Here is a 23,889-nt window from a genome sequence, read left to right as displayed (position 1 = left end):
GGATCAGCCGCCTGTGCGGTTCATGTGTCGGAAGATGACGGGTTGTGCGTCCAGCTGGAATTCATGGCCCCAGGGCTTGATCTGCATCCCTTGCCGGATCGCCGTGGTCAGGGCCTGCAGGTCGCCGGGATGGGAGCGGATCACCCGCTTGAGGTCCACGGCATGCTCCTGACCCAGGCACAGCAGCAGCCGGCCTTCCGCGGTGAGGCGTACCCGGTTGCAGTTGTCGCAGAAGTTATGACTGTGAGGTGAGATGAACCCCACCCGGATGGAAGTGCCGTCCAGTCGATAGTAGCGTGACGGTCCACCGGTGTGCTCGGTGGTGGGAATGAGTGTATGCCTGGTTTCTATGTCGGCCCGCACCTCGTCGCTGGAATAGTGGACTTCGGCACGGTCATGGTCGCCGATGAGGCCCAGGGGCATTTCTTCGATGAAGCTGATGTCCAGGTCCCGGATGCGGGCGTAATGCACCAGGTCAAGGATCTCGTCCTCGTTGCGTCCCTTGAGGATCACGCTGTTGAGTTTGATGTGATCGAAGCCGGCATCCATGGCCGCCTCGATGCCTGCCAGTACCTGTGCCAGGTCGCCGGTTCGGGTGAGGCGGCGGAATCGATCGGCCTTGAGGCTGTCCAGGCTGATGTTGATGCGGTTGACACCGGCGGCCCGCAGGTCACGGGCATGGCGTACCAGCTGGGAGCCGTTGGTGGTCAGGGTCAGGTCCTTGATGCCCTCAAGGGTGCCCAAGGTTTCGAACAGGCTCATCACTCCGCGTCTGACCAGCGGTTCACCGCCGGTGACACGGATCTTGTGGACGCCCAGTGACACGAAGGCCTGGGCAATCCAGGCGATTTCTTCCAGGGTGAGGAGTTGCTGGCGGGGGAGAAACTGCATCTCTTCGGCCATGCAGTAGACGCAGCGAAAGTCACACCGGTCCGTGACGGAGATGCGCAGATAGGTGATCTGACGCCCGAAGCGGTCCATCAACTGGGGGGGCGGCAGGATCGATTGGTTCATGGTCTGCGCTCCTCGGCGATGGGCTGGCCTGCATGACTTTGCGTGTGCGAAACCCGGCGTGTGTCCAGGCGGGTGATGGCCTCGGCCTGGTCCGCGGGCGTGTTGATGTTCAAAAAGGCCTCGGGGCAGTCGGAAAAATCGGCAATGGCCGCCCCGTGGTGTTCAAACCACCGGCCTGTCCTCCGGTTTCCGTTAGCCAGCCAGTGTGCCAGATCCTGCGCTAGACGGGTGGGTACCAGGGCGAACAGAGGTTGCAGGCGTTCGCCGTCATGGGCCACGCTCAGGTCGGTCGCCTGCTCATGGGCGGCGTGTATCAGTCTTGGGACCAGGTCCGTCGGCAGCAGTGGCGCATCACAGGGGCAGGTCACTACCCAGGGATGCCGACTGGCCCTCAGGCAGGCGGCCAGTCCCGCCAGCGGACCTGCATAGTCGCCGATGTCATCCCCGACCACCGGCAGGCCCAGGTCGGCGTAGAAGGTTTCGTTCCGGTTGGCATTGAGCAGCATGTCCGACACCTGGGGCCGCAGACGGTCGATCACCCGTTCCACCATGTAACCGCCGGCCAGGGGGATCAGCCCCTTGTCCCGACCACCCATGCGTGTTCCCCTGCCGCCGGCAAGGATGGCTCCGGTGATGGTGGTCTGGTGGTTTGGACTATGCATAGTGCAACTGATTCTATGTCATTGGTCGGAGTCCGGCCAGTCCATGGGATCAGATGCCCAGGCGTCCCATGTAGATCCAGAACGGCAGGGTGACGGCGGCGGCCAGGGTGCTGGTGGCGATGATGGCGGCGACGATCTGTCCGTCTCCGCCCATGCGCACCGCCAGGATATAGGCGGACGATGCGGTGGGCAGGGCCGCCAGGATCAGGGCAGAGGCCAGATACGGGCCGGTCAGGCCGAACAGGGTGGCCGCGGTCAGGGCGACGGCCGGGACCAGCAGCAGCTTGACGATGCTCAGGTAGGTCACCGCTGGCAGGCGGCTGCCCAGGCCCGCCAGCCGCAGGCCCGCACCCACGGCGATCAGGCCCAGGGGCAGGGCGGCCTCGCCCAGAAAGCGCAGGGTGGTGTCCGCCATCTCCGGCAGGGGCCAGCCGGACAGGGACCAGGCCAGCCCGGCGAAGGTGGACAGAACCAGGGGATTGCGGGCCAGCTCCCGCAGCAGGCCCTGATTGCCGTGGCGCGCCAGGGCCCAGACCGCCCCAAGGTTGGCCAGCGGCACCATGAACCCGGCCAGGATGGCGAACACCGCAACCCCATCGGCTCCATACAGCCCGCCGAGGATGGCAAAGCCGATGTAGGTGTTGAAACGGAAGGCGCACTGGAATGAGGAGGCGAACTCGATTTCCGTGAGCCTGAGCAGGTATCGCCCCAGGTATCCCAGCAGCATTCCTGCCGTCATGAAGATGACCCCGGTGTAGATCATGCCCGCCGCGCTCTGCAATTCCAGGGGGCGGCGGGCCAGGGCGCCGAACAGCAGGGCGGGAAAAAGGACGTAGTAGATCAGCCATTCCAGGTCCGACCAGAAACCCGGGCTGAAACCGGCATGACGACGCAGCAGATGGCCCAGCACCACCAGGGCGAAGGTGGGCAGCAGGATGTTTAGTGGATTCATGGGTAAAAGATTATAAAAGTTCGACTCGTTCCGCTCCCGGCGCCTCGATGCCCCGCCGCAGGAGCAGGGTGCCGCTCTGGCGGTAGAGTTCGGTCAGGGCCTGGCGATGGCGGATCAGGGATTCAATTTCTTCCAGCTGGCTTTCCAGCAGGTCCCGCTGGGCCTGGGAGACCGCAAGGGCCGTACCAGTACCCACCCGGAACCGGACCTGTTCGGTCCGCAGTACCTCCTCCTGCAGTTCCCGGGTGAGGCGGGTGGCCTGGATCTGTTCCCGGGTGCGGTTGGCCTCGAACCAGGCATTCTGCACGTCCAGGGCGGTGAGCTGCTGGAGATTGCCCAGGGCCTCCAGGGATTGCTGACGGGTCAGCCCCGCCCGTTGGGACTCCGCCCGGGCGGCGCGGTTGCCCAGGGGGTGTTCCAGGCGCAGTCCGGCGCTGTAGTCGTAGCCGGGGCCGTCGATTTCTCGCCAGGCCTCGCCGAAGGCGGCGGCATAACCGGTCTGGCCCAGGGTGATGAACAGGTCCAGCCGGGGCAACAGGCCCTGGCGGGTGCGGATCACCTCCAGCTCTCCCCGTTGCACCCTCAGCCGGGCCTCGTTCAGGTCCGGGCGATGGTCCCGGGCCAGGGCCAGATGCAGGTCCACCGGCTCCATGGCGGGCACCTGATGATCGGGCCGGTCCTGGGGCGTGACGGCGGTGCCCCAGTGGGCATGCCGGGGGTTGATCAGTTGCAGTAGCCGGATACGGGCTCGGGCCTGGTCGGAACGGGCGTTGATCAGCCCCTGGCGGCGCAGGGCTTCTTCGGCCCGGGCGGCGGTTTCCTCGGTTTCCGGCCGTTCTCCCACCCGGATGCGCTGGCGGGTCTCTTCCAGCTGCCGGCGTGCCACCGCCAGGGATTCCTCGAAGATGGCGGTGCGACGACTGGCCAGCACATAGTCCCAGTAGGCCGCTTCCACATCGGCCACCAGGTTTTCGGCAAAGCCGCGAAATTCGTACAGGGAGCTTTGGGTATCCAGACGGGCCTGACGCAGACGGGCCAGATTGGAGTCGATGCGTGCCCCCTGCAGCAGCGCCTGGGTCAGGGTCAGTCCCGCCCGCGAGGTGAACTGTTCGCTGGTCTGGGTGGATTCGCTGCGCACCGTGCGCAGGGATAGCTCCAGGTCCGTGCCCGTGGGCAGGCGCTGGCGCAGGCCGCCCTCGAAGATGTCACGGTCGGAGCGGGTGATCTGATCGGGCAGATCCGGGCGCTGGTCGAACTGGCGTACCGTCTCGTCCCGACGCAGGGACATCTCGGCGAACAGCACCGGATCGAACACCGCCCGTTCCACCGCCTCGAAGGTGCCGGTAATCAGGGGCTGGAGCTGCTGAACCGCCAGGGACCGGTTGTGCGTCAGGGCCAGGAACACCGCCTGTTCCACCGACAGGGACAGGGCATCCGGCCCCAGGGTGTCCAGGGGCAGGGTACCGTCCCCGTCCCGGGCGGGTGTGACCATGGGCAGGTCATCGGGGGGGAGCAGCCCGTCGGGCAGGTGGGCGTCCAGCCGCTCATCCAGCCAGCCGGGCGGGGTGTAATGGGCCGGCGCCTCCTGCCGGGCCTGGGCGCCGTCGCCGAGCATGAGCAGTGCAACGGCCGCCGCCAGGGCGATCCGTGCCGGCCGGGGATGGGGTCGATCAGGCTGGGGCATGGGTCAAGGGTCCGTCAACGGTTTGCCGGGTGGGTCGGTCCCGGTGGAACAGGGTGTAAAGGGCTGGAATCAGCAGCAGGGTGATCAGGGTGGAACTGATCAGGCCGCCGATCACCGCCCGGGCCATGGGGGCCTGGGCCTCGGCGCCTTCACCGAAACCCACCGCCAGGGGGATCAGGGCCAGGATGGTGGTGAGGGAGGTCATGAGGATGGGACGCAGGCGCCGCCGCGAGGCCTCGCGGACCGCGTCACGGACCTTGAGGCCCTCCCGCCGGTGCAGGCGGGCGCTCTGGTCCACCAGCAGGATGGCATTGTTCACCGAGATCCCGGCCAGCATGATGATGCCGATCAGGGACTGCACGTTGAGCGTGGTGCCCGTGACCAGCAGCATGAGCACCACCCCGATCAGGGCCAGGGGGACGGCGAACATGACGATGAAGGGATCGCGGAGGGATTCGTACAGGCTGGCCATCACCATGTAGACCAGGGCGATGGCCATCAGCAGGGCCAGACCCAGTTCGGTGAAGGCCCGCTGCTGTTCTTCCACGTCGCCGGCGAACAGGATCTCCACATCGCGGGACAGGGGCATGGCCGCCAGTTCGGCGCGCACGTCGGCGACGATGGACCCCAGGTCACGACCTGAGATGTTGGCATTGACGGTGTTGACCCGTTGCTGTTCCTTGCGTTCGATCTGCAGCGGAGCAATGGCCGCCTCCAGGCTGACCAGATTGCGCAGGCTGACTGGTTCTCCGTCCCGGCCCGGCAGGGTGATGTTGAGGATGTCGTCCAGACCCAGGTGCTCGGCATCCCGTAGCTGAACCCAGATGCGGGTCTCGCTGCCGCTATCCCGGAACTGGCCGGCCATGCCGCCGCTCAGTGCGGTTTCCAGGGTGCGGGCCACCTGTGCCACGCTGATGCCCAGATCGGAAGCCCGGGCGCGGTCGATGCGGACCAGTTGCTGGACGCGTCCATCTTCCCGGCCCAGGCGCACGTCGGTGATGCCGTCGATGCCCCGGATCCGTACGGCCAGGTCGCGGGCGGCCAGATCGATGGTCTCCAGATCAAAGCCGCGGACTTCGATGCTCAGCTGTTCTCCGTCCTGCCCGGCCCCCATGCCACGCATCATCATCCCCTGGCTGGCGCGAATCCGCACCGTGATGCCGGGGATCTCCGTGACCTGACGCCGCAGGGCGGTGGCGATCTGTTCCGTGGAACGGCTGCGCTCCGACAGCGGCACCAGCGCGATGTTCAGGCTGGCGGTGGAAGGGGAAGTGGCCCGAAAGCCCGAGGCCCCCACACTGGCGATCATGCTGCTCACTTCCGGGACTTCGGCGGCGATGACGGCTTCGATCCGGCGGACGGCATCATCCAGGACCTCGACGCGGGTGCCCGGCTCCATCTCGATATTCACCCGCAGCTGGCCTTCATCCGTGGCGGGCATGAACTCGGTGCCCAGGCGGGGGATCAGGGCCATGGCGCCGACGAAGAGTACGAGGGTCAGCACGATGACCACCCAGCGATGGGTGAGCGCCCGGTCCAGCAGGGTCAGGTAGCCTCGCTCCAGTCCGCGTACCAGGCCACCGGCCGCGGTTCCCAGTCGATGGATGCCGCCGGGGGTGGTGCGGGTCTTCACCGTGGCCTCCCGTCCCATCAACATGGGGACCAGGGTCAGGGCCACCAGCAGGGAACAGAACAGGCTGAAGGCCACCACCAGGGCCAGTTGCTTGAACAGGATGCCGGCCAGCTCCTGGGCAAAGAACATGGGCAGGAAGATGGCCAGGGTGGTGAGGGTGCTGGCGGTGATGGCGGCCGCCACGTCACCGGTGCCCCGGGTGGCTGCCTCTATTGCGCTCAGGCCTTCTTCCTTGCTGCGCCGGGCGATGTTTTCGATCACCACGATGGCATTGTCCACCATCAGGCCCACGCCCAGGGCCAGTCCGCCCAGGGTCATCAGATTGAGGGTAAAGCCGCCGAAGTAGATCAGCCCGAAGGTGGCGATGACCGATACCGGGATGGCGGTGGCGGCCACCAGGGTGAAGCGCAGATGGCGCAGGAAGAACAGCAGCACCAGCACCGCCAGGCTGCCGCCGTAGAGAATGGAACGGCCCACGTTCCGGATCGAGCGTTCGATGTGCCCCGAGGTGTCGATGGCGGTGGCGATATTGAGTTGGGGAAAATCCCGGTCCAGGCGCAGGATCTCTTCCTGGACCGCCCGGGAGACCTGTACCGTGTTGGCATCCGACTGCTTCTGGATGGCCAGACGCACGCCGGGGACGTCATTGATGCGGATGATGCGGGTGATGCGTTGATGGGTATCGCGCACCTCGGCCACCTGGTGCAGATGAATGGGGGCGCCGTCGCGTACCGCCACCACGGTGGCGCGGATCTGATTCAGGTTTTCGAACTCGCCGGGGGTGCGCAGGCGCAGGTCCATGCGGCCCCGCGCGATCTCGCCGGCGGGGTGAATGACGTTGGCGTCCCGCAGGGCCTGGCGGATCTCGTCCAGGCCCAGGCTCAGGGCCTGGAGCCGGTCCGGGTCCACCTCCACCCGGATTTCCCGTTCCAGTCCCCCCCATACATCCACCGCCGCCACGCCGGGTACCCGCTCAAGGCGGGGACGGATGCGGTCGTCGATCAGCCGGCGCAGGTCGATGGGGTCCAGGTTCCCCCCCACGCCGATCATCATGATCGGGAAGGCGGCGCTGTCGAAGCGCCTGACCAGGGGGCGCCCGGCCTCTTCGGGCAGGGCGTTGATGATGCGGTCGAGACGATCTCGCACCTCGTTGGTGGCGGCGTCCAGATTGGTCCCCCAGCCAAAGGAGACCCGCACGTTGCTGGAGCCTTCCGATGAGGTGGAGGTGACTTCCTCCACCCCGGGGACCGCCGAGACGGCTTCCTCCACCGGGCGGGTGATGAGCTGTTCGATCTCGTCGGGGCCGGCATTCTCATAGCTGGTCATGATCGAGACGGTGGGAAAGGTGATGTCCGGCATCAGGTCGATGGGCAGGCGGAACAGGGACATCAGCCCCAGGGTGACCACGATGGCGGTCACCATGGCGGTGAAGATGGGACGGGGAACGGTGAAGACGGCCGGGTTCATGACTCGGTGCTCCCGCCCTGGGTCGGTTCCGACTCATCCCGGTCCACCGGGCGCAGGCGTGTCCCGTCGCTGATCAGATGGTGCCCCAGAGTGACCACCCGGCCTTCCAGGGCCGGGCTGATGATCTGGACCCGTTCCCGTTCCTCAATGCCGGTGTCCACCGGGACAAACCGTGCCGTGGGTCCCGCTTCCGTGACCTCGACCAGGAACAGGCCGGATCTGCCCTGTCGTTCCACCAGGGCATCCACGGGGACCAGGGTGACATCGGACAGGGCGCGGGTGGCGATGCGGGCTTCCACGAACATGCCGGGCCGCAGGCGCTGATCCTCATTGGGGACATGGATCTCAACCCGCGCCTGGCGGGAGGCCTCGCGGAATTCCGGTGACAGCCGCTCCACCCAGCCCTGGAAGGTCTCTCCCGGGTAGGCGATGGTGGTCAGTGTGACTGGTTGGCCTGGTGACAGACGGGCATAGTCCCGTTCCGTGACGAACACCCGGGCCCGCAGGGGGGTGAGATCCACCAGGGCCAGGATGGGGGTGTTGGCCTGCAGGATGCTGCCCCGATCCACGAAACGGTCCGCCACCAGCCACTGGGGATGTTGTTCCGCCTTGGCGTCGGCGTGGATGCGGGTGTAGGCCTGCCGGATTTCCGCGTTTCGCACGGCGGCCTGACGCTGGTCGATCTGAGAACGGGCCAGGGCCACTCGGGCCTGCTGGGCATCCAGTTCGGTCTGTGCCGCTTCCAGTTCGGACTGGGAGGCGATGCGTTGTGCCCGCAGTTCCTGGGTGCGGATGAGGGCGCGCCGGGCGGCGGCCAGGGCGGCCTGGGATTCTCCCAGGCTGGCCCGGGCCACGGCCAGCTCGGCCCGGGCCTGTTCCAGGCTTTGCACCACCTCGTCGTCATCCAGTTCCGCCAGCAGGGTGCCGGGTGCCACGGCATCGCCGATATCCACGTGCAGATGTTCCAGGCGTCCGGCAATCCGTGTGGCCACCTCCACCCGATGGGCGGCCACCAGGGATCCGGTGAAGACCACCCATTCAGTGATGTCACCGCTGACGATCGGTGTCACGGCCACGGGAACGGTCGCCGGAGTGCGCTGGGAGGCGGGGGGCGGGGTGGCATCGTTTTCGCCGCCCGGCCGAAACAGGAGCAGGATGAGCAGCACGAGGATGGCTGCGGTAGCGGCGGTAAGCAGGTATTTTTTGTTCATTGGTGGCGGTGATTGTCCTGAAACGTGGGCAATGCATCCAAGGGACCGCAATCCGGTCATCGGGTTCGGTAGAATGCGGGTCTCCTACTATCTTCCCATGGATTCATCATCCGATGTGCCCCGTGTCACTGGCACCCTTGCCCTATCCCGAGGATTCCGCCCGTCTGTTCGAGACGCTGCATGAGGAACCCTGGGCCGTCTTCCTGGACAGTGCCCGTCATGGTCAGGCCAGGGGCCGCTTCGACATTATCACCGCAGACCCCTATCTCACCCTGGTGACGGATGGGGATCTGACCCGGGTGCGGAATCGGGAAGGCGAACAGCTGGAGATAACCGGAGCCGACCCCTTCGAGGTCCTGCGCACACGCCTGGGGGCGCCCATCCGACCGCTGGCCGGACTGCCCTTTGCTGGCGGGGCCGTCGGTTACTTCGGCTATGATCTGGCGCGGCGCCTGGAACATTTGCCCACTCTGGCCGGGGATCATGAATCCCTGCCCCAGATGATGCTCGGCATCCATGACTGGGCGGTGGTGGTGGACCATGATCTGCGCACCTGCGTGTTGGTGGGGCAGGGCAGGGATCGACGCACCGCCGAACGCTGGGAGTCACTGGTGCGGCGGTTCAGTCACCCCCCTTCACTGTCTTCCCGGGGCGGGTTTGTCCTGGGTGGGCCGCTGCGCGCCAACCTCTCGCCCGGTGACTACCGCCGCCGCTTTGATCGCGTACAGGCATTCATCCGCGAGGGTGACTGTTATCAGGTCAATCTGGCCCAGCGGTTCGAGGCGCCTGCCCAAGGGGATGACTGGGGCGCGTATCGACGGTTGCGCGAACTCAGCCCCGCGCCTTACGGGGCCTTTCTCCGGTTCCCCGGGGTGTCCATCCTGAGCAATTCTCCGGAACGCTTCCTGCATCTTCGGGACGGCATGGCCAACACCCGTCCCATCAAGGGCACCCGGCCCCGGGGAAAGACGCCGGAGGAGGACCTGCGGCTGCGGGAAGCCCTGGCGACCAGTGACAAGGATCGCGCGGAAAACGTGATGATCGTGGATCTGTTGCGCAATGATCTGGGCAAGACCTGCGACGTCGGCAGCGTGGCGGTGCCGGAATTGTTCGCGGTGGAAAGCTATGCCACGGTGCATCATCTGGTCAGCACTGTGACTGGCCGGCTGGCGCCGGGTCGGGATGCCGTCGATCTGTTGCGGGGCTGTTTTCCGGGAGGGTCCATCACCGGGGCACCCAAGTTGAGGGCCATGGAGATCATCGAGGCCCTGGAGCCCCATCGCCGCGGGGTGTACTGCGGGGCTATCGGATTCCTGGGCTTTGACGGCACCCTGGATACCAGTATTGCCATCCGTACCCTGGTATTCAGCGATGGAACACTGCGGTTCTGGGCGGGGGGTGGCATCACCACCGGTTCAGTGATGGAGCAGGAGTATCAGGAAACCCTGGACAAGGCGGCGGCAATGATGCAGCTCCTTGAAACGGGCGTTTCAAATGACGCTTTGATTCAAGAAAATAACCGGGAGAGCCGATAAAGTCCTAAGATGGGGCATGGCCGATTGAAATGCGGTCGCCTCACCACTGTCAGGACCCCGGTCGGCCGTGGCCGTCCTGTTGCAATGACCTTCGAGGGCATCCGATGTTGGACAACATCACCATCCGTACAAGACTGATTCTTCTAGCCATCGTCGGCCTGACCGTTGTGGGCTGTCTGCTGGCCGCCGTGTCCTATCAGTCCGCGGCCAGCACCGCCCGCAGCCTGGTGGAACACAGCCTGCTGGTCAAGGCGGATGGCGATCTCAAGGCCGCCCGGGTCTATCTGCAACAGTATTACGGCGAATTGAGGTTGCAGGACGGTCGCCTGGTGGATGCCCGGGGCGTACCCCTGGAAGGGCGCCATGACATGGCCGACGCTATCAGCCGGGATCTGGGACTGTTATTCACCTTCTTCGCCGCCGATCGCAATGAATTCGTCCGGGTGTCCACCAGCGTAATCGGGGCCGACGGGCGCCGGGCCGTGGGGACGCCTTTGGGACGGGATACACCGGTCCACCAGACAGTGGCCAGAGGTCAGCGTTACGTCGGTGAGTCTCTGGTGGTTGGCGTACCTCACCTGACCGCCTATGAACCCATCTTCAATCAGCGCAATGAGGTCATCGGCGTTATGGGGTTGGGTGTTCCCCGCACCCAGGCCGACGCCATCGTGGCTTCGGGCATGTCCAGTCTTTTGGTGCGCATGGTCCTGACGTTGGTGACCGTGATCGCCCTGGGCATGGTGGGCGCGGTGCTGTTTGCCCGGTCCATCGTCAATCCGATCCGGCATGTCGGTGCCACTCTCCGGGACATTGCCGACGGCGAGGGGGATCTGACACGACGACTCACGGTGACCGGCAAGAACGAGCTGGCCGACCTGTCCTCGGCCTTCAATGCCTTTGCCGAACGCATTCACGAACTGGTGCGCCAGGTGTCCGTGGCCACGTCCCAACTGGCGTCCGCCTCGGAGCAGCTCTCCACCACCTCTGAGGAGACCCGGGAGCAGGTGCGTCATCAGCATTCGGAGACGGATCAGGTGGCCACCGCCATGAACGAGATGACCGCCACGGTGCTAGAGGTGGCCAGGAATGCCGGCGAGGCGGCCCAGGCCGCTCAGGAAACCCAGCATGAGTCCCGTACGGGTAGCCAGGTGGTGAAGCAGACCATCGCCTCCATCGAGGCCCTGGCGGGCGAGGTGGAAAATGCCGCCGAGGTGATCGGGCGCCTGTCCGCCGACAGCGAGGAAATCGGCAAGGTACTGGATGTGATCCGGGGTATCGCGGAGCAGACCAATCTGCTGGCGCTGAACGCGGCCATCGAGGCGGCCCGGGCGGGTGAACAGGGGCGGGGGTTTGCCGTGGTGGCCGATGAGGTGCGGACCCTGGCCAGCCGGACCCAGTCATCCACCAAGGAGATCCAGGCCATGATCGAGCGGCTGCAGAGCGGAACCAGCGGCGCGGTCAAGGTGATGGAGCAAGGGCGCGGCAAGGCCAGGGAGAGCGTGACCCAGGCCGCCAAGGCAGGTCAGTCGCTGGAGACGATCAATCAGGCCATCACCGGTATCAACGACATGAATGCCCAGATCGCCAGCGCGGCGGAGGAACAGTCGGCGGTGGCCGAGGAGATCAATCGCAACGTCTCCAATATCAGCCATTCCGTGGATCAGACGTCCCGGGGCGCCGCCCAGATTGCTTCGGCCAGCGAGGAGTTGGCCCGCCTCGCCGCCGATCTGCAGGGACGGGTCGGGCGCTTCCGTATTTGACTGGACCCGATTGTGCCTCTCCCCTCCGCCCCTCCTTCGGGGAGGGAAGAGGCCGCGCCCCCTGTCTCCCGAGGGCGTGGCCTTGGGCCTGGAACAAGGTTACGCCCCTGAATCCGTGAATCAGGGGGTGTCGGCATCCCCGGACAGGAGCAGGGTGAGGGCATCCAGGGCCTGGGCACGGGCACGGGACTCGGTGCCGGTTGCATCGCTGTTCAGTCTCGACCACTCTGGATAGAGCCGCGCCTTCTGCACTGGCTTGGGCAATGAACCCTTGCGCCAAGTGTCGTCCGTCGGTGCGTCCAGCTGCAGTGCCTGGTCGGCACCGTGTCCCCGGTGAATCAGTGCCTGCACCAGCTGGCACTGGCGCAGGGCCAGCAGTCTCAGGGTGTTGTTGTTCACTCTCAGTTCCCGGTGCCCCTGCATCCGGTGCATGAGCCGGCGTCCCAGATCCAGGGTATTGCCCAGCAGGGCGCCGGCAGCCGCGCCCACCGCCGTGCCGGCCCCCAGGGTGGTGCCCAGGGCCATCACGTCCACCGCCATTCCCATGGCGCCACCGACGGCGGCGCCTTCACCGGTGCGCAGTCCATAGTGGCGCAGTGCCTCGGGGGTGAACAGGTCCAGCCCCCACTGACCATCCTCCAGGGGCAGGCGCTCGCCCAGGTAGTCGCTGGGACGAAACCGGAACAGGTTCAGCAGGGCATCCACACAGGCCTGCTCCCGTTCCCGGACCCGGTCCTGCAGGGTTTCCATGGCCTTTTCGGTATCGTGCCGGCCCCCGCCCTCCACCACCATCACGCAGGCGGCCACGTCGATGAGCATGTCGGCCACGGTTTCCGCCGCCGCCTGCCGGAGCCAGTGGGCCTCCCGTTCCCGGGCCTGCATCAGCCGTTCCAGGGGAATGCGCCAGGGGTCCAGCAGGCTGCGGAGCTTTTCGTACAGACGCAGTTCGCCCTGAAGGTCATAGACCACGGAATCGAAGGTGATCACGGCATGCAACCCCAGCCGCGCCAGGGCATCCCGCCATTCCTGGGCCCGGTTGTGGGGACCGGCGACGAAATTCAGTACCGGCAGCAGGGGGCGGGCGCACAGGCCCAGCACGGTCAGTTCGTCCCGGTATTTCCCCAGTACCGGTTCCCGGGCATCAATCACGTACAGCCCCACCTGAGAGGCCCGTAACTGGCGCAACACCTTGGTTTCCTGATCGAACCGGCCGGCGGCATCGGGGGATTCCAGAAAACGCTCCAGATCATCCCCTCTGGCCTGACGTCCACCGCCGGTTTCATCCAGCCAGTCCAGAATGCCGGAGGCATCTTCCAGGCCCGGGGTATCGTAGAGGGTCATGAGGGGTTCCCCGTCCACCAGCAGCTGGGTGCCTTCCACATGCCGGGTGGTGGCCGGGGCATCGCGGACTTCACCGAATTCCGTATCCCGCGACAGGGTGCGCAGCAGGGAGGTCTTGCCGGTATTGGTGTGGCCGACCACGGCCACTTCCAGGATCGATGTCATGGGGTTGCATCCTCCGATGCAGCAAAGGCTGCCTCCAGAATCTCCGCCGCCGCCCGGTCTTCATCCGTCGGTCGCTCCGGCAACAGCCGATCCACGCCAGTCCGTTCCGCCAGTTGTTCCCACGCCGTGCGACGGGCCCGGGGGTCGATGCCCCGGGCCCTCGCCATGTCCTGCTGGTCCAGAAGGAGCCAGACAGGGGCACGGGTCCGGGTGCGCAGGTCGGTAAGGAACCCCTCGGTACTGCGATCCGGGGTTCGGGCCAGGGAGCAGACGACCACCACCACGGCGGGGGGGGGCTGCAGGGCCTGGGCCGCGGCCAGGACATCCCGCCGCGTATGACGGTCATCCACTTGGCCCAGGGGTATCCATGCAGGGTGCTTGTGATGTTGAATCCAGTGTTCGTTGGCCTGTTCCAGCTCATAGCCCAGCAGGGCCAGGGTGGCGCCTCCGTGGCGCTCTCGGTGGCGGGGCGGTTCGGGGGGCAGGAGCAGGCTGAGCGGTGGCGGGTCAACAACCCCCAGGCGCTGGGAATTGGGCAGCAATCGGGGAGCCAGACGGGCGTAACCGGGACTGGCCAGGTCCAGACGCAGCCGCCGCCGGGCCCGTCGCGCCATCAGGGCGCACCACAGACCCAGCCCCAGTCTGGGCAGCAGGCCGTAGAACAGCAGGCTGCCCAGCAGCCAGCTTGACCACTGCACCCGCCCCAGGGCGTCTTCGGTCACGCCCAGCCGGCTGGCGCGGATCAGGGCTTCATCGGGCATGGGCAGTCCCAGCCAGCCGGGCAACAGGCCCAAGGCGGTGATCAGGGCGACGAAATGATCTTCGGCCAGCAGGGTGGTGCCCCAGATGAAATCGTACTGGCGGACGCTCAGGGCCCACAGGCACATGAGCAGGGCCCCGGCGGTGAAGGCCGCCCAGATGAGATGGGTGAGGGTGCCGGCGGACCAGCGTCCCAGGCCATTGCGGCTCATGAGTTGCAGCAGGGCGCGGATGGCCAGTACCGGGGCCTGCCCCCGGACCATGCGCCGGGCCAGTCCCCCGCCCAGGCCCAGTACCCCCTGGCCCAGCAGACCTCCGCCGCCCCGGGGGCGGACCAGCATGAACATTGCCCATAGCAGAAGCATCAGCAGTTGCACGCCCAGCAGACTGCCCAGGGCCCAGAGGATGTTGATCTGGGAGCTGCCCGCCACCAGGGGGGCTGCCAGGGCCGCACCGGCGGCGGCCATGCCGCTCAGGCCGGTGAGCAGCAGGATCAGGATCAGGAGCCAGCCTGCCAGGGTGCGTGCACCGCCAAGGGATTCCCGCACCTGGCCACCCAGGCGTGTGGCCCCCGCGCGAACCAGCACCCGATGCTCCAGGTCGCCGCCGGCATCACGCCCGGCCTGCCAGGCCGATGTCTCGTCGATCACACGGCCGGCGCGATCTTCGTGCAGGCGCACGGCCTCGGCCACGAGACGGTCGGTGAAACGTCCATGGGGGGCTTGGCTCGCCTTGTCGGAAATATGGGTATTCATTGCGGGCACACTATAAGGCCATGTCCCCGGGACGCCAACCTGGGTGCGAGGAAATCAGTGGTATGGTCATGTGCTTGGGAATGACGGATTTGGAATATCCCGCATACAATCGTCGGAACATCCCTTGATGAAATGGAAGCCGGCATGTTGCGATGGTTGTTGATCCTGTTGGGCGGTCTGTTGTCCCTGGTGCTCGTGGCGGGCCTGTTGGGGCCGTTCCTCATTTCCCCCCGGCCGCTGCCCGATCTGTCTTCGGCGGTGGATGTGGCCTTGCCGGAGAGTCGTTTCCTGACCATCCCCCATGACGGCACGGACGGCCTGATGATTCACTACCTGGAGCGGGAACAGGAGGCCGCCGAGGGCCCCGTTCTGGTGCTGCTGCACGGCTTCACCTTCAACGCCTTCACCTGGAACGGGATGATGGACGACCTGGACGGGGCAGGCAGGGTCCTGGCCTACGATCAGGTGCCCTATGGCCTGAGCGCCAAACCGGTGCGAGGGGAATGGTCCGGCAGCAATCCCTTTACCAAGACCGCGGCCCTGGAACACCTGTTCGCCTTTCTGGACGCCAAGGGGGTGGGGCAGGCAGTACTGGTGGGGAACTCCTCCGGCGCCACCCTGGCAATGGAGGCGGCCCTCAGCCGGCCCGAACGGGTGAGCGGACTGGTGCTGGTCAATCCCTGGGTCTATGTGAACCGCCCCAGCTTCCCCGAGTCGGTGGCGGAATGGCCCCAGTTGCGGCGTCTGAACCTGTTGCTGGCCCGCCGACTGGGCAGCAGCGGCGCCCTGCTGGATCTGTCCTACCATGACCCGGAGCGCATCACCGACGAGCGCCGGGCACTGACCACCCTGCATACCCGGGTGCGGCATTGGGATCTGGCCTGGGGTGAACTGTTCGTGCGGGCCATGTCCAGTCCGGTGGATGTCAGCGCCCATCTGGCCGACATCCTTCAGCCGGCGCTGGTGATCATCGGTGAGCAGGACCGGGTGGTGCCGCCGGAGGACTCCATCCGCGCCGCCCTGGCCCTGCCGTCGGCGGACCGGATCATGCTGCCCGAGTGCGGGCACGTACCCCAGGAGGAATGCCCGGCGGCGGTGGCGGCGGCGGTGCGTGACTGGCTACGGGCGCGGGCAGCACCCGGGATCTCACCATGAACCACTGCGGATGACCCCGACGCCGATACCCTCGATGTCCAGGGACTGGCTGCGCAGGTCCACTTCGATGGGCCGGTAGTCGGGGTTTTCAGGCTTCAGCCGGACCCGGTGACCCTGCCGTTCAAAGCGTTTCACGGTTACCTCGTCCTCCAGACGGGCCACCACGATCTGGCCGTTACGGATCTCGTGGGTGCGGTGGACCGCCAGCAGGTCTCCGTCCAGGATGCCGGCCAGGCGCATGCTGTCACCCTGGACCCGCAGCAGGTAGTCCGGCCGGGGCCGGAACAGGCGCTGATCCAACTGGTAATGATCCTCGATATGGGCCTGGGCCAGGATGGGCGCCCCGGCGGCCACCCGGCCCACCAGGGGCAGTCCCGTTCCCCCCAGCAGGCGAATGCCCCGTGAAGTGCCGGCCAGGATCTCGATGGCCCCCTTGCGGGCGAGGGTGCGCAGGTGGCATTCGGCGGCGTTGGGGGAACGGAAGCCGAAGGCCCGCATGATCTCTTCCCGGGTGGGCGGCAGGCCGTTGGATTGCAGGCAGTCGCGGATGAAATCGAGGATTTCCGTCTGGCGGGGGGTGAGCTTTTCCATGACAGGTTCTCGTTGACGCCGGGGATGCCGGCGGCGGGCCGGGGCCTTCGATCAATGGGCGAAGGTATATCTTTGCACAGTAGGGCAAGCCCCGGTCATTGGCAAGTCGGTATCAGCGCATCAGCCGTCGCCGCAGCAATGCCGTGGCCACGGTCAGCCCCACCAGACCATAGACCAGAATCACCGACAGGTGCAGCGGTACCTGGGATGGCCAGGCCCCGGTCATCAGGGGACGGACGATCTCCACCACATGCACCAGGGGCAGGGCCCAGGCCAGGGCCGCCACGGCGGTTGGGAGCTGTTCCAGGGGAAAGAACACCCCGGAGAGCAGCAGCATGGGGGTGACCGCCAGGGTGAAGTAGTAGAGGAAGAAGTCATAGCTGCGGGAGACGGCGGTGACGATCATGGCGCAGGCGCCGAAGCAAAAGCCCGCCAGCAGGATGACCGGCAGGGCCAGCAGGGCGCGCAGGTCGCTGATCAGGCCCAGCACGGCGGCCACCACCAGGATGGCGCCGGCACTGAACAGGGCCTTGGTGGCGGCCCAGATGATCTCGCCCAGCACGATGTCGTCCAGGTTGAGGGGGGCGCCCAGCATGCCGTCCCAGGTCTTTTGTTCCGACATGCGGGTATAGGCGGAGTACATGCCTTCGAAGCTGGCGGTATACATGGCACTGGAACAGACGATGCCCGAGGCCAGGAAGACCATGTAGGGCAACTCGCCCAGATCCCCCACCAGGCGGCCGAAGCCATAGCCGAAGGCCAACAGGTAGAGCACCGGCTCGCCGAAGTTGCCCATGATGGAAGGCACCATGATCTTGCGCCAGACCCGCAGGTTGCGGCGCCACACCGGGATGAATCGCAGGCTGAGCCTGGGTAGGGGGAAAGCGGACATGTCAGTCCCTCAACTCGTGACCGGTGAGCTTCATGAAGACATCCTCCAGATTGGCGGGACGATGCAGGTAGCGGATGCCGGCCTGTTCCAGCGCGGCGGTCAGGGGGGCGGCCTGCAGGGTGTAGAGCAGGGCAAGATCGCCCATCCGCCAGAGTCGTGCCGGTAGATCCCCGGTCTGTGCATCCAGCCAGGCCATGGCGGTTGGCCCGTCCAGTTCCAGCACGTGGGGTTCGATATGGGTCCGGATCAGGGATTGGGGCGAGTCCTGGGCCACCACGCGGCCCCGATCAATGATGGCCAGGCGATCGCACAGCCGCTCTGCTTCTTCCATGTAGTGGGTGGTGAGAATCAGGGCAGTGCCGCTCTTGAGCAGGCCGCGCAGGCATTGCCAGATATGATGCCGGGCCTGGGGGTCCAGGCCGGTGGTGGGTTCGTCCAGCACCACCAGTTCGGGCTGGTTGATGAGGGCACGGGCCAGGGTCAGGCGCCGTTTCATACCGCCGGACAGGGCGCTGATGGGGGCGTCCCGACGGGATTCCAGGCTGGCGAACCGGAGCAGATCCTCCACCCGCTGACGGCGTGCCCGTCCCTTGAGGCCGAAATAGTCGGCGTAGGTGTGGAGGTTTTCCCGTACCGTGAAGTCCGGGTCCAGAGTGTCGAACTGTGGCACGATCCCCAGTCGCCGGCGGGCCTCCCGGGCCCGCTCCGGGATGGGTTCACCCAGTACGGACAGGGCACCTTCGTCGGGCGGGGTCAATCCCAGCAGCATGCGCAGGGTGGTGGTCTTGCCGGCCCCGTTGGGGCCCAGCAGTCCGAAGCACTCGCCCGGCTGGACCGTGAGGTCGATATGATCGACCACGGTGCGGCCATCATAGCGCTTGACCAGTCCCTGGGCCTGGGCAATGGGGGCGGGGATCGAGGGGGGATCGAGCGGGTCCATGTGAGGCAAGGCAATCCTTCCGGGTCTTGGGGCGGTGGACAGGCTAACCTATCGGCAGGCATTTTTGTCAGTCCCGTCCCGGTGAAGGGGGGATGTCGTCAGACAGCAAACCCCGAGGGAATATCCAGGGATGTTCTGAAACGGTTTTTTTCAATAACGCTGAGGGATTTTTTTCAATGACGCTGAAAATCGGCTGTATCGGTCTTGGCATCATGGGGCGCCCCATGGCGGGGCACTGGCTGGCGGCGGGGCATGAGGTCACCGTCTGGGCCCGTCGCCCGGAGACCTTGACCGCCCTGGTGGGGCAGGGCGCCCATCGGGCCGACAGTCCCGCGGATCTGGCCCGGCAGGTGGACGTGGTCTTCACCAATGTGTCGGATACACCCGATGTGGAGCAGGTTTTGCTGGGGCCTGGCGGCGTGGTTGAGGGCGCCAGGCCGGGGATGATCGTGGTGGACCACAGCACCATCTCGCCCACCGTCACCCGGCGGCTGGCGGACACCTTGGCGGAGCGGGGGATCCATCTGCTGGATGCCCCGGTGTCCGGCGGCGAACGCGGCGCCGTCGACGGTACCCTGACCATCATGGTGGGCGGCGAGACCGCCATCCTGGAGCGGGTGCGGCCGCTGCTGGAGGTGGTGGGCCGGACCATCACCCATGTGGGGGGGGCTGGGGCCGGTCAGTTCACCAAGGCCTGCAATCAGCTCATCGTTGCCCAAACCATGGTGGCGGTGTCGGAAGCCATCAGCCTGGCGGAGGCTGCCGGAGTGGACCCGGCAGCCATGCGAGAGGCCCTCATGGGCGGCCTGGCCTATTCCCGGGTGTTGGAGGTGCACGGGGAGCGCATGATCCGGCGGGAGTATCCCCCGGGTTTCAAGGCCCGTTTGCATAACAAGGACATGGCCATCGTCCTGCGGGCGGCGGCGGATCTGGGCCTGCCCCTGCCGGGCACCGCCCTGTCCGCCCAGTGGATCAGCGCCGCCGTGGGACTGGGGCATGGGGAGGAGGATTCCGCCGTGGTGGCCGAGGTGCTGCGCCGACTGGCGCCTCCGGGACCGATGAACGGCAACGGGAACTGAGTGCCCCTGCAATGGCCGAACAGGAATAGAATCTTCATTGATCCAGTCACCGGAGCCAACGTGAACTCGCCTGAAGCCCTCAAGCCGTCTTCCATCGACCCGGAGGAAGTGGCCCGTTATACCGCGCTGGCGGATCGCTGGTGGGATGAAAGCGGCCCCTTCTGGCCCCTGCACACCCTCAACCGGTTGCGCACTGATTACATTTGCAACCGGCTTTGTGCCCATCTGGGCCGCGACCCAGCGGTGTCCCGCCCCCTGGAGGGTCTGCGCCTGCTGGACATCGGCTGCGGCGGCGGCATCCTCAGCGAGTCCATGGCCCGTCTGGGCGCCCGGGTCGAGGGAGTGGATGTGACCGAAAGAAACATCGCCGTGGCGCGGCTGCATGCCGGTCATTCCGGACTGGACATCCATTACGAGGCGGTGCCTGTTGAGACCCTGGCCGCCCGCGGAGAACAGTACGATGTGGTGCTGAACATGGAAGTGGTGGAGCATGTGGCGGATCTGCCGGGCTTCATGGCCGCCTGCAACCGGCTGGTCAGGCCGGGAGGGTACAGCTTCATTGCCACCATCAACCGCAACCCGGTGTCGTTCATCGTGGCCATCCTGGGGGCAGAATACATCCTGCGCTGGTTGCCCCGAGGCACCCATCAGTGGCGCCGTTTTCCAAAACCCGCGGAACTGGAGGCGCTGCTGGCGCCGGACGACTTGCGGGTGCTGGAGCGGACCGGTGTCAGGGTCAATCCCTTCAACCGCGGCATGCACCTCACCGGCTACATGGGGGTGAACTATATGCTGATGACAACCCGGACTCCCGCTTTCGCGGGAGTGACGGAGTCGAGGAGTCGCACATGTGGTGGTTCGTGATCGGATATGCCCTGGGCCATGTGGGTTTCCTGCTGGGATCCATGCCTGTCATCGTGGCGGGCGGCGTGCTGTTTCTCTACGGGGCCTATGTGGTGGTGTACGGTCGGGACGGGCGGGAGTGAGCGTCACCCGCTGGTGAGCGTCGGCAGCGGCTTGTTCCCGGGTTTGCCCTTGGCCTATAGTCACCCCCCATGACGATCTCGCCGGAATCCGTGTTCAAGGCCCTGTCCGATTCCACCCGCCTGAGGTGCCTGGTCCTCCTCGACGAGGAGGATGTCCTGTGCGTGTGCGAGCTCACCCACGCCATCGGTGTGCCGCAGCCGAAGATGTCACGTCATCTGGCGTTGCTGCGGGAGAGTGGGCTGGTGGCCGACCAGCGTCGGGGCCAATGGATCTTCTATCGCATCAATCCCGCGCTGCCGGCCTGGGTGCGGGAAGTGCTGCGGCAGACGACAGCGGCCTGTGGCGGCATGAGTCCTTACAGCGAAGACCGCTCGCGTCTTGATGCCATGGATGGCCGCCCCGGGAGGGGCTGCGCCGCGTGAACTAGAAATCCCGTCTTTCCCACAGGTCCTGCCGGCTCCTGCGCCGGTCCCTGCCGGATCTGCGGGGCTCCTTTTCCAGCTCGAAACGGATCATTTCCCTGCGATCGGGCAGCTTGCGCCGCTCTCCCTTGCGCCGTTCGGATCCGTCATGGAGCTGAGGGTTGTCCGTGGATGTGTTTTCTTCGCGCACTGGTCGCCTCCTGCCCGGCCTGTCCTTGAGGGCGGGCCGGGTTGTTGATGGCGCGGCCTATTCCTTGCCGCGCAGTTGCGAGATTTCCTGCCGCAGGGCCGAGATCTCCTGGCGCAGGGCCTTTAGGTCTTCGTGGAGCTGGGCGTTTTCCGTATGCACCACCTCTTCGATGGTGTCATGCTCGAATTTCTGCTGCTCCTCCTGCATGGACTGCATGGTGTTCACGATGATGGCAATGAACAGGTTGAGTATGGTGAATGTGGCGATCAGGATGAAGGGCACGAAGAACACCCAGGCCCAGGGATAGGTTTCCATCACCGGACGGGAGATGCCCATGGACCAGCTCTCCAGGGTCATCACCTGGAACAGGGTATACATGGATCTGCCCAGGTGACCGAACCACTCCGGATAGGAGTAGCCGAACAGGCCGGTGGCGATGACCGCGAACACGTAGAAAAGCAGGATCAGCAGCCCGAAGATGGACAGGATGCCGGGGATCGCCTTGAGCAGCGCCTCGACGATGAAGCGCAGCTTGGGCACCATGGATACCAGGCGCAGGACACGCAGGACACGCAGTACGGCCAGCGGGCCGGTGGTGGGAATCAGGGCAATGGTCACCACCAGGAAGTCGAAGACGTTCCAGGGGCGGCGGAAGAAGCTCAGGCCCTGGGCGTAGAGCTTGAGCAGGATCTCCACCACGAACACCCCCAGGATGACGCGGTCGGCATTCATCAGCCATGGGCCGGCCATTTCCATGAGTGTGGGTGAAGTGGCCAGACCAAGTATCGCTGCATTGATCAGGATCAGCGCAATGATGATGCGTTGAATGCGATCGGATTCGATGAAGGCGCCCACTCGGGCGCGAAGGCCGGCCTCGGCTTGCATGGTCTGGGACTCCCGGGTGCTCAATTGCGGCTGGAAAGGCGGGCCAAAGCCCGAGCGAGGGGCAGATTAATGAAATCCGCCCTTCGATACAATCATCCGCTACATGGAATCAGGCCAGTTGAACACCCTGCAGGCTGCGCCTGAGGACGTCGGCGGAATCCTGCATGCCCTTGAGTTCTTCCGGGTTGAGTAACGGGGCAACCTGGGCTTCGATGCCGTCCCGTCCAATGATGCAGGGGATGCTCAGGCAGACGCCCTGCAGGCCATAGGTTCCGTCAGGGTTGACGCTCACCGGCAGGACGCTCTTTTGGTCCTCCAGGATCACCCTGACCAGGTGACTGATCACCAGGCCAATGGCGGTGTTGGTGTAGCCCTTGCGTGCAATGATGTCGTAGGCGGCGTTTTTCACTCCCAGGAACAGACGTTGCATGGCCTGGGCATCGAAATCCCTGCCGTTGATGGTTTGCTGATGGATGCTCAGTCCTCCCACCTTGGCGGTGCTCCAGATCGGGACTTCCGAATCACCATGTTCTCCCATGATGTAGGCGTGGACGGAGCGGGGGTCTACCCCATAGTGATCACCCAGGGCAGCCCGGAATCTGGAGGTGTCGAGCATGGTGCCGGTACCGATGATACGTTCCGGCGGGCGTCGGCTCAGGTGTTGCATCACATGGGTCAGGATATCCACCGGATTGGTGGCAATGACCAGTATCGCTTCCGGGGCATGGTGATCCAGCTGGGCGGCGATTTCCCTGAAGACGGCAGTATTGCGGTTGAGCAGTTCCAGACGGGATTCCCCCGGTTTCTGGCTGACCCCGGCCGTGATCACGATCACGCCGCACTCGGAAAGATCCGGGTAATCCCCGGCCAGGACCGAAACCCGACCCACCAGCGATTGCCCATGCATCAGATCCATGGCCTCGCCCTCGGCCCTTCTCCGGTCCCTGTCCAGCAGGATGAGGCGGCTTGTGACCTGCCGCTGGAACAGGGAGTAGGCGGCGGCGATACCCACATTGCCCGTGCCAATGATGCCCACGGTATTGAGTCTGGTCATCTGTCATGTCCCCGGCTATGCGTTACACTGTAAAGGATAGTGAACCTGATGGTGGTTGTCTCTTTCCGCCGTTTTTGTATGAATTCTGCAGACGATCACAGAACATTTTTCAGGACTCAGGACATAATAGGCAGATGACCTATTGCCGACCAAGGTGATTCCCAGATGAATTCCTCTTCCGGCATCCCGGATGACGACTATGAAGAAGGCTCTCCGACACAGCGCATCAGTGCAGATGCCGTGCGTGCCCTGTACAACCTCAATGCGGTCATGACGTTTTCGGTGCATGGTGAGAAGCATGATTTCAAGGCCGGGGCACGGGTGTTTGTGGTGGGTCGCAGTCCCGACTGCGATCTTGTGGTCAATGTACCCGTTGCCTCACGGCACCACGCCCGGGTGATCTATCGGAAGGGTAAGTTTGTGCTGGTGGACCAGAGTACCAACGGTACGTATGTTCGCGTGCACGGCATGGAAGAGATCTGCCTGCTGAACGGGGAAGAACTGCCGCTGGTGGGTGAGGGCGTCATCAGCCTTGGGCGTTCCGTGGTGGAGGGTGATGTGGATCTGGTGGCGTTTTCCGTGCCTCACTAGCAAGTAGCGAGTATCCCTCTTCGGATTAAAGGCCATTGTAAGGAAGTTCTGCGTCCACTTGCCGCCCGCGCCCTGGAGGGGCTTTTCGTTACCCCCGGAGTATCCTTCCCGTCACTCCCGCGAAAGCGGGAGTCCAGGGTTTGTGCGCCTGACCGGGTTCCCGCT

Annotated in this window: 22 protein-coding genes; 8 read left to right on the top strand and 14 right to left on the bottom strand. The window is 65.4% G+C overall.

Translation table 11 applies throughout. The features are described from left to right. Positions 1–3 precede the first annotated feature (3 nt). The 6 genes from moaA to CKO35_RS07605 are packed head-to-tail and all read right to left on the bottom strand — an operon-like array spanning position 4 to position 8,623. On the bottom strand, positions 4–1,014 hold the full coding sequence (gene moaA / locus CKO35_RS07630; RefSeq protein ID WP_200174301.1) for a GTP 3',8-cyclase MoaA: 1,011 nt from the start codon (positions 1,012–1,014) through the stop codon (positions 4–6). Beyond that, positions 1,011–1,676 (bottom strand): molybdenum cofactor guanylyltransferase MobA, encoded by a 666-nt coding sequence (gene mobA / locus CKO35_RS07625; RefSeq protein ID WP_200174299.1) that lies wholly within the window; start codon positions 1,674–1,676, stop codon positions 1,011–1,013. The genes moaA and mobA overlap by 4 nt, the downstream gene beginning before the upstream one ends. A 49-nt stretch (positions 1,677–1,725) precedes the next feature. Then, positions 1,726–2,628: an AEC family transporter gene (locus tag CKO35_RS07620; RefSeq protein WP_242467084.1), complete on the bottom strand. Its 903-nt coding sequence runs from the start codon at positions 2,626–2,628 to the stop codon at positions 1,726–1,728. Between the two features lie 10 nt (positions 2,629–2,638). Further along, positions 2,639–4,243 carry a TolC family protein gene (locus tag CKO35_RS07615; protein WP_420870746.1) on the bottom strand — a complete coding sequence of 535 codons (1,605 nt, stop codon included), beginning with the start codon at positions 4,241–4,243 and terminating at the stop codon, positions 2,639–2,641. Positions 4,244–4,298: 55 nt separating this feature from the next. After that, the gene (locus tag CKO35_RS07610; protein ID WP_200174295.1) at positions 4,299–7,412 is read right to left on the bottom strand and encodes an efflux RND transporter permease subunit; all 3,114 of its coding nucleotides are present in this window, start codon (positions 7,410–7,412) and stop codon (positions 4,299–4,301) included. After that, on the bottom strand, positions 7,409–8,623 hold the full coding sequence (locus CKO35_RS07605; RefSeq protein ID WP_200174288.1) for an efflux RND transporter periplasmic adaptor subunit: 1,215 nt from the start codon (positions 8,621–8,623) through the stop codon (positions 7,409–7,411). The genes CKO35_RS07610 and CKO35_RS07605 overlap by 4 nt, the downstream gene beginning before the upstream one ends. A gap of 113 nt (positions 8,624–8,736) precedes the next feature. Here CKO35_RS07605 and pabB point away from each other — a divergent pair, with 113 nt between their 5' ends. Then, positions 8,737–10,158 carry an aminodeoxychorismate synthase component I gene (pabB, locus tag CKO35_RS07600; protein WP_200174287.1) on the top strand — a complete coding sequence of 474 codons (1,422 nt, stop codon included), beginning with the start codon at positions 8,737–8,739 and terminating at the stop codon, positions 10,156–10,158. A 104-nt stretch (positions 10,159–10,262) separates the two neighbouring features. Beyond that, positions 10,263–11,918, top strand: a complete 1,656-nt coding sequence (locus CKO35_RS07595; RefSeq protein WP_200174285.1) for a methyl-accepting chemotaxis protein — start codon at positions 10,263–10,265, stop codon at positions 11,916–11,918. A gap of 120 nt (positions 11,919–12,038) precedes the next feature. On the opposite strand, the gene CKO35_RS07590 is transcribed toward CKO35_RS07595, so the two are convergent. Both CKO35_RS07590 and CKO35_RS07585 read right to left on the bottom strand, forming a co-directional pair. After that, positions 12,039–13,424, bottom strand: coding sequence for a GTPase/DUF3482 domain-containing protein (locus CKO35_RS07590; protein WP_200174283.1), 1,386 nt, complete (start codon positions 13,422–13,424; stop codon positions 12,039–12,041). Further along, positions 13,421–14,938, bottom strand: coding sequence for a DUF2868 domain-containing protein (locus tag CKO35_RS07585; RefSeq protein ID WP_200174281.1), 1,518 nt, complete (start codon positions 14,936–14,938; stop codon positions 13,421–13,423). The genes CKO35_RS07590 and CKO35_RS07585 overlap by 4 nt, the downstream gene beginning before the upstream one ends. 144 nt (positions 14,939–15,082) lie before the next feature. Here CKO35_RS07585 and CKO35_RS07580 point away from each other — a divergent pair, with 144 nt between their 5' ends. Continuing rightward, complete coding sequence (locus tag CKO35_RS07580) at positions 15,083–16,093, top strand: alpha/beta fold hydrolase (RefSeq protein ID WP_242467083.1); 1,011 nt, start codon at positions 15,083–15,085, stop codon at positions 16,091–16,093. Here the strand turns inward: CKO35_RS07580 and lexA are convergent. The 3 genes from lexA to CKO35_RS07565 all read right to left on the bottom strand — a co-directional run bounded on the left by lexA (position 16,085) and on the right by CKO35_RS07565 (position 18,516). Further along, complete coding sequence (gene lexA, locus CKO35_RS07575; RefSeq protein WP_200174277.1) at positions 16,085–16,684, bottom strand: transcriptional repressor LexA; 600 nt, start codon at positions 16,682–16,684, stop codon at positions 16,085–16,087. The two genes, CKO35_RS07580 and lexA, sit on opposite strands and share 9 nt — an antisense overlap. 112 nt (positions 16,685–16,796) lie before the next feature. After that, the gene (locus CKO35_RS07570) at positions 16,797–17,576 is read right to left on the bottom strand and encodes an ABC transporter permease (protein ID WP_200174274.1); all 780 of its coding nucleotides are present in this window, start codon (positions 17,574–17,576) and stop codon (positions 16,797–16,799) included. Position 17,577: 1 nt separating this feature from the next. Then, positions 17,578–18,516, bottom strand: a complete 939-nt coding sequence (locus CKO35_RS07565; RefSeq protein ID WP_200174272.1) for an ATP-binding cassette domain-containing protein — start codon at positions 18,514–18,516, stop codon at positions 17,578–17,580. Between the two features lie 176 nt (positions 18,517–18,692). Here CKO35_RS07565 and CKO35_RS07560 point away from each other — a divergent pair, with 176 nt between their 5' ends. From CKO35_RS07560 to CKO35_RS07545, 4 genes are all read left to right on the top strand, one after another. Next, positions 18,693–19,595 carry an NAD(P)-dependent oxidoreductase gene (locus CKO35_RS07560; RefSeq protein WP_200174265.1) on the top strand — a complete coding sequence of 301 codons (903 nt, stop codon included), beginning with the start codon at positions 18,693–18,695 and terminating at the stop codon, positions 19,593–19,595. A 60-nt stretch (positions 19,596–19,655) separates the two neighbouring features. After that, positions 19,656–20,459 carry a bifunctional 2-polyprenyl-6-hydroxyphenol methylase/3-demethylubiquinol 3-O-methyltransferase UbiG gene (gene ubiG, locus CKO35_RS07555; protein WP_200174263.1) on the top strand — a complete coding sequence of 268 codons (804 nt, stop codon included), beginning with the start codon at positions 19,656–19,658 and terminating at the stop codon, positions 20,457–20,459. Further along, entirely contained in the window at positions 20,444–20,581 is a 138-nt protein-coding gene (locus tag CKO35_RS07550) for a hypothetical protein (protein ID WP_008932661.1), read from the top strand. Before ubiG ends, CKO35_RS07550 begins: the two co-directional genes overlap by 16 nt. A 69-nt stretch (positions 20,582–20,650) precedes the next feature. Next, positions 20,651–21,004, top strand: a complete 354-nt coding sequence (locus CKO35_RS07545; RefSeq protein WP_200174262.1) for a metalloregulator ArsR/SmtB family transcription factor — start codon at positions 20,651–20,653, stop codon at positions 21,002–21,004. Position 21,005: 1 nt separating this feature from the next. On the opposite strand, the gene CKO35_RS07540 is transcribed toward CKO35_RS07545, so the two are convergent. From CKO35_RS07540 to CKO35_RS07530, 3 genes are all read right to left on the bottom strand, one after another. After that, positions 21,006–21,194 carry a hypothetical protein gene (locus CKO35_RS07540; protein ID WP_200174256.1) on the bottom strand — a complete coding sequence of 63 codons (189 nt, stop codon included), beginning with the start codon at positions 21,192–21,194 and terminating at the stop codon, positions 21,006–21,008. A gap of 57 nt (positions 21,195–21,251) precedes the next feature. Next, positions 21,252–22,079: an ion transporter gene (locus tag CKO35_RS07535; protein WP_200174255.1), complete on the bottom strand. Its 828-nt coding sequence runs from the start codon at positions 22,077–22,079 to the stop codon at positions 21,252–21,254. 109 nt (positions 22,080–22,188) lie between these two features. After that, the gene (locus tag CKO35_RS07530; protein ID WP_200174254.1) at positions 22,189–23,133 is read right to left on the bottom strand and encodes an L-lactate dehydrogenase; all 945 of its coding nucleotides are present in this window, start codon (positions 23,131–23,133) and stop codon (positions 22,189–22,191) included. 165 nt (positions 23,134–23,298) lie between these two features. Here CKO35_RS07530 and CKO35_RS07525 point away from each other — a divergent pair, with 165 nt between their 5' ends. Continuing rightward, complete coding sequence (locus CKO35_RS07525; protein WP_200174248.1) at positions 23,299–23,724, top strand: FHA domain-containing protein; 426 nt, start codon at positions 23,299–23,301, stop codon at positions 23,722–23,724. Positions 23,725–23,889 lie beyond the last annotated feature (165 nt).

Source organism: Ectothiorhodospira shaposhnikovii (genome assembly GCF_016584105.1).
GTDB classification, from domain to species: Bacteria; Pseudomonadota; Gammaproteobacteria; order Ectothiorhodospirales; family Ectothiorhodospiraceae; genus Ectothiorhodospira; species Ectothiorhodospira shaposhnikovii.
Note: the sequence above shows the minus strand (reverse complement) of the source record. Positions and strands in the feature narration are given on the sequence as shown.